The organism is Polaromonas sp. C04, from assembly GCF_002002705.1.
GTDB lineage: Bacteria > Pseudomonadota > Gammaproteobacteria > Burkholderiales > Burkholderiaceae_C > Rhodoferax_A.
The window spans coordinates 533,887-549,544 of sequence record NZ_MUNS01000041.1 but is presented as its reverse complement, the minus strand read 5'-3'; the positions used below and the strand labels follow the sequence as shown (position 1 = coordinate 549,544).

General features: G+C 66.5%; 12 protein-coding genes. 8 read left to right on the top strand and 4 right to left on the bottom strand.

Annotation, left to right across the window (positions count from 1 at the left end):
* The first annotated feature begins 130 nt into the window (after window positions 1-130).
* The gene (gene ppc / locus B0E49_RS18990) at window positions 131-3,016 is read left to right on the top strand and encodes a phosphoenolpyruvate carboxylase (RefSeq protein ID WP_077564149.1); all 2,886 of its coding nucleotides are present in this window, start codon (window positions 131-133) and stop codon (window positions 3,014-3,016) included.
* 92 nt (window positions 3,017-3,108) lie between these two features.
* Complete coding sequence (locus B0E49_RS18985) at window positions 3,109-3,651, top strand: sterol desaturase family protein (protein WP_077564147.1); 543 nt, start codon at window positions 3,109-3,111, stop codon at window positions 3,649-3,651.
* A gap of 12 nt (window positions 3,652-3,663) precedes the next feature.
* Here B0E49_RS18985 and B0E49_RS18980 read toward each other — a convergent pair whose 3' ends face one another.
* From B0E49_RS18980 to B0E49_RS18970, 3 genes are read right to left on the bottom strand one after another with little or no spacing between them, the layout of a single operon-like run.
* Complete coding sequence (locus B0E49_RS18980; protein WP_077564145.1) at window positions 3,664-4,845, bottom strand: AI-2E family transporter; 1,182 nt, start codon at window positions 4,843-4,845, stop codon at window positions 3,664-3,666.
* Window positions 4,846-4,874: 29 nt separating this feature from the next.
* Window positions 4,875-5,624, bottom strand: coding sequence for a LytR/AlgR family response regulator transcription factor (locus tag B0E49_RS18975; RefSeq protein WP_077564226.1), 750 nt, complete (start codon window positions 5,622-5,624; stop codon window positions 4,875-4,877).
* Window positions 5,625-5,646: 22 nt separating this feature from the next.
* Window positions 5,647-6,693 (bottom strand): sensor histidine kinase, encoded by a 1,047-nt coding sequence (locus B0E49_RS18970; RefSeq protein ID WP_077564143.1) that lies wholly within the window; start codon window positions 6,691-6,693, stop codon window positions 5,647-5,649.
* A 21-nt stretch (window positions 6,694-6,714) separates the two neighbouring features.
* On the opposite strand from B0E49_RS18970, the gene argH reads away from it, so the two are divergent.
* The 6 genes from argH to B0E49_RS18940 all read left to right on the top strand — a co-directional run bounded on the left by argH (window position 6,715) and on the right by B0E49_RS18940 (window position 14,539).
* The gene (gene argH / locus B0E49_RS18965; protein WP_077564141.1) at window positions 6,715-8,130 is read left to right on the top strand and encodes an argininosuccinate lyase; all 1,416 of its coding nucleotides are present in this window, start codon (window positions 6,715-6,717) and stop codon (window positions 8,128-8,130) included.
* 107 nt (window positions 8,131-8,237) lie between these two features.
* Window positions 8,238-8,897 (top strand): response regulator, encoded by a 660-nt coding sequence (locus B0E49_RS18960; RefSeq protein ID WP_077564139.1) that lies wholly within the window; start codon window positions 8,238-8,240, stop codon window positions 8,895-8,897.
* A complete protein-coding gene (locus tag B0E49_RS18955) occupies window positions 8,894-10,237 on the top strand; it encodes a sensor histidine kinase (RefSeq protein ID WP_077564137.1) in 1,344 nt (447 codons plus the stop codon). The genes B0E49_RS18960 and B0E49_RS18955 overlap by 4 nt, the downstream gene beginning before the upstream one ends.
* Window positions 10,238-10,348: 111 nt before the next feature.
* Complete coding sequence (locus tag B0E49_RS18950) at window positions 10,349-11,728, top strand: phospholipase D-like domain-containing protein (RefSeq protein WP_077564135.1); 1,380 nt, start codon at window positions 10,349-10,351, stop codon at window positions 11,726-11,728.
* A 96-nt stretch (window positions 11,729-11,824) separates the two neighbouring features.
* A complete protein-coding gene (locus B0E49_RS18945; RefSeq protein ID WP_077564134.1) occupies window positions 11,825-13,318 on the top strand; it encodes a Do family serine endopeptidase in 1,494 nt (497 codons plus the stop codon).
* 75 nt (window positions 13,319-13,393) lie between these two features.
* Window positions 13,394-14,539 carry an alpha-hydroxy acid oxidase gene (locus B0E49_RS18940; RefSeq protein ID WP_077564132.1) on the top strand — a complete coding sequence of 382 codons (1,146 nt, stop codon included), beginning with the start codon at window positions 13,394-13,396 and terminating at the stop codon, window positions 14,537-14,539.
* Between the two features lie 5 nt (window positions 14,540-14,544).
* Here the strand turns inward: B0E49_RS18940 and B0E49_RS18935 are convergent, their stop codons facing one another.
* The gene (locus tag B0E49_RS18935) at window positions 14,545-15,636 is read right to left on the bottom strand and encodes a tellurite resistance/C4-dicarboxylate transporter family protein (RefSeq protein WP_077564130.1); all 1,092 of its coding nucleotides are present in this window, start codon (window positions 15,634-15,636) and stop codon (window positions 14,545-14,547) included.
* Window positions 15,637-15,658 lie beyond the last annotated feature (22 nt).

Below are 15,658 nucleotides of genomic sequence, written 5' to 3'. Positions count from 1 at the left end.
GCGGGCGGGCGAACTCAAAGTCGTAACCTGTTCGTAATCTTCTGGGGGGTTTGCGGGAGAAGGCAATGCTAGCATGCACGCTCCCCACCCACTCACCCCAAACCAGCTCACCCGCCAAGGATACGCGCCCATGAAAACGGCCGACAAGGATCAACCCCCAAAACGCATTGCAGGCGCCGTCGGGCCCAAAAACAACGAGCGAGCGCCAGGCAGATCCCGCGACAATGAGCGACCGCTGGTAGAGGACATCCGCCTGCTGGGACGCATTCTGGGCGACGTGATCCGCGAGCAGGATGGCGTGGCCGCGTACGAGCTGGTGGAGCAGGTGCGCAAGCTCTCGGTGGCGTTCCGCCGCGACGCCGACCAGGAGGCCGACAAGGCCCTCAAGAAACTGCTCAAGAGCCTGAGCGGCGAGCAGGCGGTCAGCGTGATCCGCGCCTTCACCTACTTCAGCCACCTCGCGAATCTGGCCGAGGACCGCCACCACATCCGCCGCCGCGCCATCCACGAACGCGCGGGCAATACCCAGGAAGGCAGCATCGAAGTGGCTCTGGCCCGCCTGCGCTGGGCCGGGATTGCGCCCAAAACCATCGCCAACACGCTGGCCCACGCGTATCTGTCGCCGGTGCTGACAGCGCACCCGACGGAGGTGCAGCGCAAAAGCATTCTGGACGCCGAGCGCGACATCGCGCAGCTGCTGGCCGCGCGTGACGAGATCAAAAGCCGCGCGGCGCTGAATCCCACAAGCCGGGACGCGCTCACCCCGCGCGAGCTGGCCGCCAACGAAGCCCAGCTGCGCGCGCGCGTGATGCAGCTGTGGCACACGCGGCTGCTGCGCTTTTCCAAGCTCACCGTGATGGACGAGGTGGAGAACGCGCTGAGCTACTACGAGGCCACCTTTTTGCGCGAGATCCCCAAGCTGTACGCCGAACTGGAACACGAGCTGGGCAGCCACCCGGTGCACAGCTTCTTGCGCATGGGCCAGTGGATCGGCGGCGACCGCGACGGCAACCCCAATGTGAGCGCGCAAACGCTTGACTACGCGCTGCGCCGCCAGGCCGAGGTCGCGCTGCGCCACTACCTGACCGAGGTGCACCTGCTGGGCAGCGAACTGTCGCTGTCGGCCATGCTGGTGCAGGTCAGCCCCGAGATGCAGGCGCTGGCGGAAAACTCGCCCGACACCAACGAGCATCGCCAGGACGAGCCGTATCGGCGCGCCCTCACCGGCATTTATGCACGACTCGCGGCGAGCCTGAAGGACCTGACCGGCGGCGACGCCGCGCGCCACGCGGTGGCCCCGCAAAACGCGTATCTGAGAGCGCAGGACCTGTGCGCCGACCTGCGCACCATCGAGGCCTCGCTGCTGGCCCACCATGGCGCGGCGCTGGTCGCACAGCGCCTGCACCCGCTGATCCGCGCGGTCGAAGTGTTCGGCTTTCACCTGGCCACGGTGGATTTGCGCCAGAGCTCGGACAAACACGAGGACGTGCTGGCCGAGCTGCTGGCGGTGGCGCGCGTCGAGCCCGACTACGCCGGCCTGGACGAGCTGGCCCGGCGCGCGCTGCTGCTGCGGCTGCTGAACGACGCACGGCCGCTGCGCGTGCTCGGCGCCAGTTACTCAGCGCTGGCGCAGGGCGAGCTGGCCATCTTCGAGACCGCCAAAGTGATGCGCGAACGCTTTGGCGAACAGGCCATTCGCCACTACATCATCAGCCACGCCGAGACCGTGAGCGACCTGCTGGAGGTGCTGCTGCTGCAAAAGGAAGTGGGGCTGATGCACGGCGTTCTCGATGACTCCCACGCGACCTGCGACCTGATCGTGGTGCCGCTGTTCGAGACCATCGAGGACCTGCGCAACGCCGCGCCCATCATGCGCGAGTTCTACGCGCTGCCCGGCGTGGCTGCGCTGGTGCAGCGCAGCGGCGCCGAGCAGGACATCATGCTCGGCTACTCCGACAGCAACAAGGACGGCGGCATCTTCACCAGCAACTGGGAGCTGTACCGCGCCGAGATCGCGCTGGTCGAGCTGTTCGACGAGCTCTCAAGCTCGCACAAGCTGCAGCTGCGCCTGTTCCACGGCCGCGGCGGCACCGTGGGGCGCGGCGGTGGCCCGAGCTACCAGGCCATCCTGGCGCAGCCGCCCGGCACGGTGCGCGGCCAGATCCGCCTGACCGAGCAGGGCGAGGTGATCGGCTCCAAGTACGCCAACCCCGAGATCGGCCGGCGCAACCTGGAAACCCTCGTCGCCGCCACGCTGGAGGCGACCCTGTTGCAGCCGACCAAGCCGGCCACCAAGGCCTTTCTGGAGGCCGCGGCCGTGCTGTCGCAAACCAGCATGGCGGCCTACCGCGCGCTGGTGTACGAGACACCCGGCTTCACCGACTACTTCTTCAGCGCCACGCCGATCCGCGAAATCGCCGAGCTCAACATCGGCTCGCGTCCCGCCTCGCGCAAGGCCTCGCAAAAGATCGAAGACCTGCGCGCCATTCCCTGGGGCTTCAGCTGGGGCCAGTGCCGGCTCACCCTACCGGGCTGGTACGGCTTTGGCTCGGCGGTGCAGACCTTCCTGCACGGCAATGAACATGAAAAAGGCCACAAGCCCAGCAAGGACGCACTGGTCCTGCTACAAAAAATGTACCGCCAGTGGCCTTTCTTTCGCACCCTGCTGTCCAACATGGACATGGTGCTGGCCAAGAGCGACCTGGCGCTGGCCTCGCGTTATGCGGACCTCGTGGGCGACGCCCGCCTGCGCAAGAAAATCTTCAGCGCGATCGAGATGGAGTGGCAGCGCACCACCGACGCCCTGGCGCTGATCACCGGCGAGAAGCAGCGCCTGGCCGGCAACGCCGCGCTCTCGCGCTCCATTCGCCACCGCTTTCCGTACATCGACCCGCTGCACCATTTGCAGGTGGAACTGGTGCGCCGCTACCGCGCGGGGCAGGCGAACGAGCGGGTGCACCGCGGCATTCACATCTCCATCAACGGCATTGCGGCGGGGCTGCGCAATACCGGTTGAGGGGTCATGCCGGCTGGCGGATCAATCGCGTAAGATGAATCGGGAGTGGGCCACACCGTGGTCCGTCGGACAAGCAACACAGAAGGACGTGCATGGGAAGCTTTGCACTCGAACACAGCAAACTGGCCTACCGCGCCGACTTCGTGGTCTACGCGCTGGCCGTGGTGCTGATTGCCTACGCCTTGCTCGCGGCCGGCCCGCGCACCGACTGGCCCGTCATGGCCACGCTGGTCGTGCTGGGCCTGCTGGGCTGGACCCTGATGGAGTATGTAGCGCACCGCTTTGTGCTGCACGGCGTGCCACCGTTCAGCACCTGGCATGCGGACCACCACGCGCGGCCTACGGCCCTGATTTGCACGCCCACGCTCCTGAGTGGCTCCCTGATCACCGTGCTGGTTTTTCTGCCGGCGCTGCTGCTGAGCAATTTGTGGCGCGGCAGCGCGCTGACACTGGGTGTGCTGGTGGGCTACCTGGCCTATTCGTGTGTGCATCACGCCGTGCACCACTGGCACGGCGGCGGCAAGTGGCTGCGGCGGCGCAAGTACTGCCACGCACTGCACCATCGCAGCGAAGAGGCGGGCTACTACGGCGTCACCACCTCGTTTTGGGACACTGTGTTTCGCACCCTGAAGTAGCCGGGCCTGCGTTCAGGTACCAAGAAACTCACCGACCGACTTGAGGTCATCGACACGGTCGCACACCGCCTTGATGGCCATCAAAATGGGCACGCCGAGCAGCAGCCCCCACACGCCCCACAGCCAGCCCCAGGCCAGCACCCCCACGAAGATCGCCACCGGATTCATGCTGGCGGCGCGACTGGTCAGCCAGGGCGTGATCGCGTAGCCTTCAATGCTGTGGATCACGAACGACACCAGGGCCACGAGCGCGGCCATCTCGAGCGTGCCGAACTGCAGAAAGCTGACCATCGCCGATGCGCCTGCCACGACAATGGAGCCGATGTAGGGGATGAGGTTGAGGACGGCCGCCACAATGCCCCACACCGCGGCGTGCTCCAGACCCATCCACCAGAACGCGAGCCACGTGGCCAGGCCCACCAGGGCACTGGTGAACAGTTGCACCAGCAGGTAGCGCTGGATCTGCCCGGTGATTTCGTCGAGCGCCTGCAACGTGATTTTCTTTTTGCTGAAGGTCGGACCGGCCACCTTCACCAGTTTTCGGCGAAAAACGTCGCCGGAAGCGACCAGAAAGTAGGTGATGAACATCACGACCAGCATCTGACCCAGCAGGCCGATCAGGCCGACGGTACCGCTCCACAGGTAGTCCTTGATGTCGAACCTGGGCCGTTCGACCTGCACCCGCGTCACCCCCGGACTGGCAGCCGGCTTGGCGGCGCCACTGTCTTCTGCCGCCTGCTCCAGCTGGGTCGCGGCCTTTTGCACCGTCGCAATGGCGCCTTCCGACGCGCCGCGCCGCGCCCGCACCGACTGGCGCAGCTTTTGCGCCGCCACCGGCAGCGACTCGATCAACGAGGCGGCGTCGTCGCTGAGTGAATAGACGGTCCAGCCAGCGCCTCCCAGGAGGGCGGCCAGCAGCACCGCCGCACCCAGCACACGCGGAATATGCCAGCGCTGCATCCAGTCCACCACCGGCGACAGCGCGTAGCTGAACAGCACCCCGAGCAGCAGCGGAATGAACACGGCGCTGGCCCAGCGCAGCACAAACAGGCTGCCCAGCAGGGCCAGCACCACCAGCGACAGGCTGCGCACATCGACCGGCATGTGCAGCAGCACGCGCGGGTCTAGAGCCGGAACAGCGGTCTCGGTCAGTGGCGGGGGGCCGGCAGCCGGCGTTGAGGACTGGTCTGTCATGGGTGTTTCCTGGAAATTCGGGCCACGGTTCAATCCTCCGCGCCCGCAATGGTATCCCGCACCGCGGGCAACTGCCGCCGCGACACCGCGAGCACCTCGTCAACACCATTGAGCCGCACCGCCCAGCCTTCGCCCTCCTCGGGGTCGAAGTGCTTTTCCAGGGCCCGCACCGCATGGCGAGCAACCAGCGCGTTGCGGTGGATGCGCAGGAACCGCGGGGCATGGCGCTCCTCGAGCTCGCTCAGGCTGTCGTCGATGACGTAGCTGCGGGCGGCGGTGCGCACGGTCACGTACTTGAGCTCGGCCTTGAGGTACACCACCTCGGCGAGCGGCACGCGTTCGGTCCGCCCGCGGTCCTGGATAATCAGAAAGTCTTTCACAAAATCGGGCTGAACCCCTTCCCGGGCGGTCACAATACGCTCTACTTTTTGCAGCGCCGCCTGCAGCCGCTCGAGCCGCACCGGCTTGGTCAGGTAGTCGACCGCCTCGAGCTCGAACGCCGTGACGGCATGCTCGGCATGGGCCGTGACGAACACCAGGGCGGGCGGCTGCGGCAGACTGCGCAGGGTCTGCGCCAGGGCCAGGCCGTCGGTGCCTGGCATGTTGATATCCAGCAGCGCCGCATCGAACGCGTGGCGCTGCAGCAGCGCCACCGCCTGCACCGCGTTGGCCGCCTCGCCGCCGAGGATGGCCCGGGGCGAGGTGCACTCGCCCAGCAATGTGCGCAGGCGCGAGCGCGCCAGCGCTTCGTCGTCCACCAGCAGCACGTTGAGGATCATCATGTGCGGGGCCTTCCGGTATTCATGCAGGCACCTCGATCCGGGCCTGGAACACGCCGTCTTTCAGCGCCGTCTGGAACTGCCCCTGCACGTCGTGCAGCAGGCTCAGGCGGTCACGCACATTTTCCAGCGCGACGCCGTGGCCGGGCCGGCCGGGGGCGCTCACCGTGTTCGTGACCTTGATGACGACCGAGCTGCCGCGGCGCTGCGTCGAGATCTTGACCTGGGCGCCCGTCGCACTGGGTTCGACCCCGTGCCTGACGGCGTTTTCCACCAGCGGCTGCAATAGCAGCGGCGGTAGCCTGGCGTTGTCCGCCTGCCCGTCGAGCACCCACTCCACGCGCAGCCGTTCGCCAAAACGCACCTGTTCGATCGCCAGATAGCGCCGGGCCAGCGCAATCTCTTCGGCCAGCGTCACGGACTCGCCCTGGTCGGCCAGCGCGTGGCGAAACAGGTCGCTCAGATCTTCCAGCATGGTCTCGGCACGCGCCGGGTCTTCGCGCACCAGCGCAATGGCGCTGTTCAGCGTGTTGAATAAAAAATGCGGGCGGATGCGCGCCTGCAGCTCGCTCAGGCGCGCGGCGGTGGCGGCCGGCGTGCGGCCCTTGGCGCGCAGCACCAGCGCGACCACCAGCAGGGCCGACAGCAAGGCACCCAAAAACGCACTGGCGAGCCAGGGCATCGATTCGGTGAATCCCGCCAGCGCCAGCAGGCCACAGCCGTACAGACCCGCCAGCGCGCCAAGCAGGACGCCGGCGACGTACTGCCCCGCGCGCGGCAGGCGCGCCAGCGGCTTCTTGAGGCTGCAGGCGGCAATCAGCCAGGCCAGCGTGGCCGGCAACGCACCGCCCGTGAGCAGCGACAGGCGACCCAGCCAGTCCAGGAAGGTATGCACCCCAAACATCGCCCCAACCGCGATCACGGCCTCCATGAACAGCACCGCGCGCAAGATCACACCCACATGGCAGGCGTCGAACACCAGCACCCTGGGCGGCGGCTGGAGCGGCAGCTCCAGGACGGCCGGCGCCGACAGTTCCGAGAAGGTCGATAAAATTTGGGAGTCCTTCATTCACCAACATTATTGCCCCACATGTCCCAAAACCAACTCGATAAAAAATCCGAAGCGTGGTCGGCTCTGTTCTCGGAACCCATGAGCGAGTTGGTCCAGCGCTATACCGCCAGCGTGTTTTTCGACAAGCGGCTGTGGCAGGCCGACATCGCCGGCTCGCTGGCGCATGCCGAGATGCTGGCCGCGCAGGGCATCATCGGCGCCGCCGACCATGCGGCCATTCAGCAGGGTCTGGCGCAGGTATCGACGGAGATCGAGTCCGGTGCCTTTGAATGGAAGCTCGAACTGGAAGATGTGCACCTCAACATCGAGGCGCGCCTGACCCAGCTGGTGGGCGATGCCGGCAAGCGCCTGCACACCGGGCGCAGCCGCAACGACCAGGTCGCCACCGACGTGCGCCTGTGGCTGCGCGGCGAGATCGACCTGATTGGCGGCCTGCTGACCAGCCTGCAAAAAGCATTGCTGGACATTGCCGAGAAGAACGTCGAGGTCATCCTGCCCGGCTTCACGCACCTGCAGGTGGCGCAGCCCGTGAGCTTCGGCCATCACATGCTGGCCTATGTGGAAATGTTCAGCCGCGATGCCGAGCGCATGGCAGACGTGCGCCGGCGCGTGAATCGCCTGCCGCTCGGCGCCGCCGCGCTGGCCGGCACCAGCTACCCGCTGGACCGCGAACGCGTCGCCAGAACCCTGGGCATGGTCGATGAGCAGGGCCACGCCTGCGTCTGCCAGAACAGCCTGGATGCCGTGAGCGACCGCGATTTCGCAATTGAATTCAGCGCGGCCGCCGCGCTCGCGATGATCCACATCAGCCGCCTCAGCGAAGAACTGGTGCTGTGGATGAGCCAGAGTTTTGGTTTCATCGACATCGCCGACCGTTTTTGCACCGGCTCGTCGATCATGCCGCAGAAGAAGAATCCCGACGTGCCCGAACTGGCGCGCGGCAAGACCGGCCGCGTGGTCGGCCATCTGATGGGTCTGATCACGCTCATGAAAGGCCAGCCGCTGGCCTACAACAAGGACAACCAGGAAGACAAGGAGCCGTTGTTCGATACGGTGGACACCTTGAAGGACACACTGCGCATCTTTGCCGAAATGGTGGGCGGCATCACGGTCAAGCCGCAGGCCATGGAGCGCGCCGCGCTCAAGGGCTACGCCACCGCGACCGATCTGGCCGACTACATGGTCAAGAAAGGCCTGCCGTTCCGCGATGCGCACGAAGCTGTGGCACACGCGGTGAAGGCGGCGATCGCCCACAAGGTGGACTTGTCCGAATTACCGCTGGACGTGCTCCAGCAGTTCAACCCGAAGATCGGGAAAGACGTGTACGACGTGCTCAGCCTGCGTGGCTCGCTGGGTGCCCGTAACGTCCTCGGCGGCACCGCCCCCGCGCAAGTGCGTGCGCAGATCGTGCGGCATCGGACGCGACTGGCCTGAAGCGGCCGGGCACCGGCAGCACGGCCCCGGGTGCGCGGCCAGCTGCGACCTTAAGCCTCGCCTAAGCCGCGGCGACCCATAATCTTTTCAACCCGAGGACCGAAAAGATGCGATTGCTGCTGGTCGAGGACGACACCATGATCGGCGAGGCCGTGCTGGACCTGTTGCGCTCCGAGCACTACGCCGTGGATTGGGTCAGGGACGGCGCCATGGCCGATACGGCGCTGGCCACGCAGAAATACGACCTCGTGCTGCTGGACCTGGGCCTGCCCCGGCGCGACGGCATCGAGGTGCTGCGGGCCCTGCGCGCTCGCCACGAGACCGTGCCGGTGCTGATTGCCACCGCGCGCGATGCCGTGGGTGACCGCGTCGCCGGCCTGGACGCCGGCGCCGACGACTACGTGGTCAAACCCTACGACACGGACGAGCTGCTGGCGCGCATCCGCGCGCTGCTGCGGCGCAGCGCCGGGCGCGGCGAGCCGGCGTTCGAGCACAAGGGCGTGAGCCTGAACCCTGCCACGCGCGAGGCCAGCGTCAACGGCGAGGCGGTGAACCTGTCGGCGCGCGAGTGGGCCGTGCTCGAGCCCCTGCTGGCGCGCCCCGGCATGGTGCTGTCGCGCACCCAGCTGGAAGAAAAACTCTACAGCTGGAAGGACGACATCAGCAGCAATGCCGTGGAGGTCTACATCCATGGCCTGCGCAAGAAACTGGGCAGCGAGCTGATCCAGACGGTGCGCGGCCTGGGCTACCTGGTGCCGCGGCAATGAATCCCCCTGCCACACACTCTTTGCGCAAACGCCTGCTGTTTTTTTTACTGCTGGCGATCTTGCTGGCCTCTGTGGTGCAGGGGGTTTCGGCATATCGCGGCGCACTGCAGCAGGCCGACGACATGTTCGACTACCACCTGCAGCAGATGGCGCGTTCGCTGCGCGGCGGCATCCCGCTCGGGCCGCCTGCGCCCGACAGTGACGCACCGGGCGATTTCGACTTCTACGTCCAGATCTGGGGCCCGGACGGCGCCCAGATCTTCCGCTCGGCCCCCAGGGCGCTGCCGCCGCAGGCCGTGCTCGGGTTTTCCGACGTGACCGTGGGCGGCACCAGCTACCGCGTGTATTCCGTGCAGACGCCGCTGCAAACCGTGCAGATCGCGCAGAACATGAGCGCCCGGCTGGCGCGCGCGCGCGCCCTGGCCGCGCACGCGGTGCTGCCCATCGCGCTGATGGCGCCGCTGCTCATGCTGGTGGTGTGGTGGGTGATCAGCCGTTCGCTGGCACCGGTGGAGCGCACGCGCCGCCAGGTGGCCAGCCGCAGCGCCGGTGACCTGTCGCCCCTGCCGGGCGAGGGCCTGCCCGAAGAAGTGCGTCCGCTGGTCGATGAGCTCAACCTGCTGCTGGGCCGTGTGCGCACGGCGTTCGACGCGCAGACCCAGTTCGTGGCGAATGCGGCGCATGAACTGCGCTCGCCGCTCACGGCCCTCAAGCTGCAGGCCCAGGCGCTGCGCCGCAGCGGCGACGAGGCCGCACGCGAAGTATCCGTGGCGCGCCTGAACCAGGGCATCGACCGCGCGATCCGGCTGGTCGAGCAGCTCCTTGCGCTGGCCCGCGAAGAAGCCGGTCCGGGGCACCCGGCTGCCGGCGAGCGCCTGAATCTGCAGGATGCGGTGCAATTCGCCGTGGCCGACGTGTTGCCGCAGGCCCAGGTTCGCCACATCGATCTGGGCGTGGGGGACACCGAACCCGCCTGGGTGCACGGCCAGCTTGACGCCCTGCGCATCCTGCTGCGCAACCTGCTCGACAACGCGCTCAAGTACACGCCGCCGCCGGGCCGGGTCGATGTCGCGCTGCGCATCGTGGGCGCGCACGCCGTGCTGGTGGTGGAGGACAGCGGGCCGGGCATAGCCCCGCCTGACCGCACGCGCGTGTTCGACCGCTTCTTTCGCGCCGCCAGTGACGCGGGGGCCAGCGGCAGCGGACTGGGGCTGGCCATCGTCAAGACCATCGCGGATCGCCACGGTGCGACGATCAGGCTCGATCGGTCTGAACGCCTCGGAGGTCTGCTGGTCGAGGTGCGCTTCCCGCTGGCGGACGCGGCGCCTGCACCGAGTTAGGGCCCCCACGCTTGTCGCTTCGCGTACTGCGCTGCCCCCTCAGGGGCCGAACTTGCTCGGGACAGCCCTTCGCTGCGTTAGGATGCGGCACCTCCCTCACCGCGCCCTACCTTGCTAGTCCTCGGTCACTTTGTCTTCGTCCTGATCTGCCTGTTGATTTATGCGATCAACACCCACGTCGGCGGGCAGCGCCGCCATCCGTCGGCCGCCATTGCGTGGGTGCTGCTGATCGCCCTGCTGCCGTACATCGGCCTGCCGTTCTATCTTTTCTTCGGATCGCGCAAGTTTGTGCGGCCGCCACGCCATCCCGGCGCCGTGACGCAGGGGTATGACGACACACCGCGGGCCGCGGCCATCGCCACACTGCAAGGCATGGGCCTGGCCGCGCCCCAGCCCCAGCGGGCCGTGCGCTTCCATGCCGATGGCCAGGCGGCGTGGAACGAACTGGTGGCCGTGATCGGTAGCGCCCAAAGCCAGCTGGACATCTGCACCTATGTTCTCGCCAACGACGAGGTGGGCCAGTGTGTCGTGCGACTGCTGCAGGAGCGGGCCGGCGCCGGCGTGCGCGTGCGCCTGCTGCTCGATGCGGTGGGCAGCCTGCGCACCTCGCGCCGGCAGATCGAACGGCTGCGCGCGGCCGGCGTGGAGGTGCGCTGGTTCATGCCCCTGCTGCACAACCCGATGCGCGGGCGCGTAAACCTGCGCAACCACCGCAAACTGGCCATTGCCGACGGGAAGCAGCTATGGAGCGGCGGGCGCAACCTGGCGGCGGAATACTTCATGGGCGATGGTCGCACGCCGCCGTGGATCGATTTGAGTTTCACCGTGCACGGTCCGCTGGTGGGCGAGGCGCTGGACCTGTTTGAATCGCATTGGCGCCACACCAGCGGCCCACAGGAAAACAGTCGCCAGAAAACCGCACCGGAGCCGGCCGGGCCAGCGCCCGGCCCGGGCCAGCATCTGGCCCAGATGGTGCCCAGCGGCCCGGACCAGGCCGAGGACACGGTCCACGCGCTACTGCTGACCGCGATCTACCGGGCGCGCCAGCGGGTGGTGGCGGTGACGCCCTACTTCGTGCCGGACGACAACCTGCTGACTGCCCTGCGCCTGGCCGCCCAGCGCGGTGTGCGGGTGGAACTGATCGTGCCGGCCCGCTCCAACCACCGGCTGGCCGATATTGCGCGCCAGCGCGCCTTGCGCGATCTCGCGACTGCCGGTGCGCAGGTGCGACTCACGGCCGGCATGACGCATGCCAAGGCAATTGTGGTGGACGACACGCTGGCCTTGTGCGGCTCGCTCAACCTGGACGCGCGCAGCCTGTTCCTGAACTTCGAGTTGATGGTGGCTTTTTATGCGGCCGAAGACATCGCGGCCGTCGACCACTGGATCGCCGCCAACTTCCGCGGCGCGCGCCGCTATGTAGCGCGCGCCGCATCGCTGTGGCGCGACATCCTGGAGGGTCTGGTGCGCTGGCTGGGCTTCCAGATCTGACGCCGCCTGCGCCGCCGCGTCCCTTTAAGTTTCACCTAAGCGGGCCTGCCCATAGTTGGATCATCGATATCGATTCAACCTACAGGAGCCCAGCCCATGAAAACCGTATCCCTCAAAAGCACCCGCCTGGTGATCGCACTGCTCGCCGCCGGCGTCATTGGTGGCGCCGGTGTGACAGCCTTTCATGCCGAGCACGCCCATGCGGCGCCGGCGCCGGTGGTCGCAGCCAGCCTGTCCACATCGACCAGCACCCCGACGGCTTTGCCGGACTTTGCGCAAATCACCCAGCGCTACGGCCCGGCGGTGGTCAACATCACCGTGACCGGCCTGACCAAGACGTCCAATGAGCTGCCCATGGCCGGGCGCAACGGGCAGGACGATCCGTTTGGCAACGACCCTTTCTTTGAATTCTTCCGCCGCTTCCAGCAGGGGCAGGATGGCCAGGGGGTGCCGCGCGAAGTTCCCTCGCGGGCCCAGGGTTCGGGCTTCATCATCAATCCGAACGGCATCATCCTGACCAATGCGCACGTGGTGCGCAACGCGAAGGAAGTGATTGTCAAGCTCACCGATCACCGCGAGTTCCGCGCCAAGGTGCTGGGGGCGGACCCGAAGACCGACGTGGCGGTGCTCAAGATCGACGCCAGGAACCTGCCCGTGGTGGCGCTGGGCAGTTCCGCCGATCTGCGGGTGGGCGAGTGGGTGCTGGCCATTGGCTCGCCGTTCGGCTTTGAAAACTCGGTGACCGCCGGGGTGGTAAGCGCCAAGGGCCGCTCGCTGCCCGGCGACAGCGCCGTTCCGTTCATCCAGACCGACGTGGCCGTCAATCCCGGCAATTCGGGCGGCCCGCTGTTCAACACGCGCGGCCAGGTGATTGGCATCAACTCGCAAATCTACAGCCAGACCGGAGGTTTCGAAGGGCTGTCGTTTGCCATTCCGATCGACACGGCACTCAAGATTGAGCAAAAACTGGCGACCGCCGGCAAGGTCGAGCATGCCCGGCTAGGGGTCTCTGTGCAGGACGTCAACCAGACGCTGGCAAACTCCTTCAAGCTTGCCACGCCCGAAGGTGCGCTGGTCTCCAGCGTGGAAAAAGGCAGCCCGGCCGACAAGGCAGGCCTGCAATCGGGCGACGTGATCCAGAGCGTGAATGGCCAGCCCATCGTGTCGTCCGGCGACCTGCCCCCCATCATCAGCATGGATACCCCCGGCGACACGGTCAAGCTCGGGATCTGGCGCAATGGCAGCGCGACCACGGTCACGGCCAAGCTCGGCGATGCCAACGAAAAAACTGCGACGGTGGCCAGCAGCGCCAATGCGGCCGACCACGGCAAGATCGGTCTGGCACTGCGGCCCCTGCAAGGCGATGAAAAGCAGCAAGCCGGTGTTGACCACGGCGTTCTGATCGAAGACGCCAGCGGCCCGGCCGCCATGGCGGGCATTCAGTCCGGCGACGTGCTGCTGGCGGTCAATGGCACGCCCGTCAAGAGTGTCGAGCAGGTGCGATCGGCGCTGGCCAAATCGGGCAAGTCGGTTGCCCTGTTGATCCAGCGCGGTGACGACAAGATTTTTGTCCCGGTGCAACTGGGTTGACCCACGCAAAAAAAGGGACCGGCGCAGGCCGGCCCCCACTCCCGTTACCATTGCGGTCACACCGAGGAGGCTTTCGTGACCGTAATCACCAACATTGAAGACCTGCGCGTGCTCGCGCAAAAGCGCGTGCCGCGCATGTTCTACGACTACGCCGATTCCGGCTCGTGGACCGAGGGCACCTACCGCGCCAACGAGGCTGACTTCCAGGGCATCAAGCTGCGCCAGCGCGTGGCCATCAACATGGAGGGCCGCAGCACCCGCACGAAGATGCTCGGTGTGGACGTGGCGATGCCGGTCGCCATAGCACCGACCGGCCTGACTGGCATGCAACATGCCGACGGCGAAATCCTGGCGGCGCGCGCGGCCGAGAAGTTCGGCATTCCGTTCACGCTATCGACCATGAGCATCTGCTCGATCGAGGACATCGCGGCCCACACCAAGGCGCCGTTCTGGTTCCAGCTCTACGTGATGCGCGACCGCGACTTCATCGAGCGGCTGATCGACCGCGCCAAGGCGGCGAACTGCGGCGCGCTGGTGCTCACGCTGGACCTGCAGATCATCGGCCAGCGCCACAAGGACCTGAAAAACGGCCTGTCGGCGCCGCCCAAGCTGACGCTGGCCAACATCCTCAACATGATGAGCAAGCCACGCTGGTGCCTGGGCATGCTGGGCACCAAACACCGGCAGTTCGGCAACATCGTCGGCCACGTCAAGGGCGTGGAGAACATGGGATCGCTGTCGGAATGGACCGCCAAGCAGTTCGACCCGGCCTTGAGCTGGAGCGACGTGGAGTGGATCAAGAAGCGCTGGGGCGGCAAGCTGATTCTCAAGGGCATTCAGGACGTGGAGGATGCGCGCCTGGCCGTGGACAGCGGCGCCGACGCGCTGATCGTCTCGAACCACGGCGGGCGCCAGCTCGACGGCGCGCCCTCCTCTATCTCGGCGCTGCCGGCTATCGTCGAGGCGGTGGGGCACCAGATCGAGGTGCACATGGATGGCGGCATTCGCTCCGGGCAGGACGTGCTCAAGGCCAGGGCCCTGGGCGCCCAGGGCACCTACATCGGCCGCTCGATGCTTTACGGCCTGGGCGCGATGGGCGAGGCCGGCGTGACGCGCGCGCTGGAGATCATCCACAACGAGCTGGACCTGACCATGGCGTTTTGCGGCCACACCGACATCAATTCGGTGGATAAGGGCATCTTGCTGCCGGGAACGTTCTGATCCTGTCAGGGGCGCCGGTTTACACCCCTCAGCCGGCGCGCCAGCTGAAACAGCAGGCCCGCAAAGGTGAGCGCCCAGGCAGCCAGCGCCGCCGCCAGGAAAGCGCTCGACAGGGCACTCAGAAAACCAAACGACATGGCCTGCGCCATCCGGAAGGTACACGCTGAATACATCCCCAGCGGGAATACCGCGCCCCAGTAGAGCGGGTCGTATTCGAACGGAAAGCGCTTGTACACATAGCGCCAGACGCCCAGCACCAGCAGCATCGGCACCCACCAGGTGCCGGTGGCCCAGTAAAAAACCGTGAAGCCCTTGAGGAATGGCACCAGCGATTGCAAAAACGGCGCATCGGGTGCATTCATGATCAGCAACGAACCCGCCAGCGTGGAGATGGCCATCGCGCCCATGTTGATCCAGTAGGGCGGTGTCAGGTCGTCCGGGGAGAAATGAAAAAACGTGTAGCGATAGAAGATCAGCGACATCATCCAGATGTACAGCATGCCGCCCCACAGCCACATTGACAACGCGAAAAAGTTCAACTCCAGCCGCCATGGCTGAGGGGTATGCGCTGCCAGCAACGCGCTGAGCACCGCCAGCGACTGTGTCGCCACCACCGCCAGCAGCCAGGCGCCACTAATGCCCTTGTCCAGCGTGGGCTTGACTTCCTTGATGGTGAAGGCCGTAAAGATGGTGTAGGTCAGACCCGCCCACAGCACCAGCGCCAGCAGCCACAAGGCGAAGGCGATCCGTTCGCCGCCGCCCACCAGCATCACGAACTGGGTGCCCAGCAACGCGGTGGCGGCCACCGAAGTGAAAAACCCAGGCCCGCGCAGATGATCCACCATGTCGCCGAAGAAAGCCCGCGGGTAGCGTAGCAGGCGAATGCCATTGAGCAGCGACAGCAGGAGCCAGCTCACCACATTGAGCCCAAACAGTGCCCGCGCGACAAGTTCAAGCCCCTGCTGAAATGCTGCCAGTGACACAACACCGGTCGCCATGACCATGGCGAAATAGGCGGGCGACAGACCGGCCAAGCCTGCCAGACGTTGATTCGCCAGGCGCCTGTGCTGAGGGGCGGTCCGTGCTGGCGCAGTCATGGTTGCGGCCGTGCATGCAAGC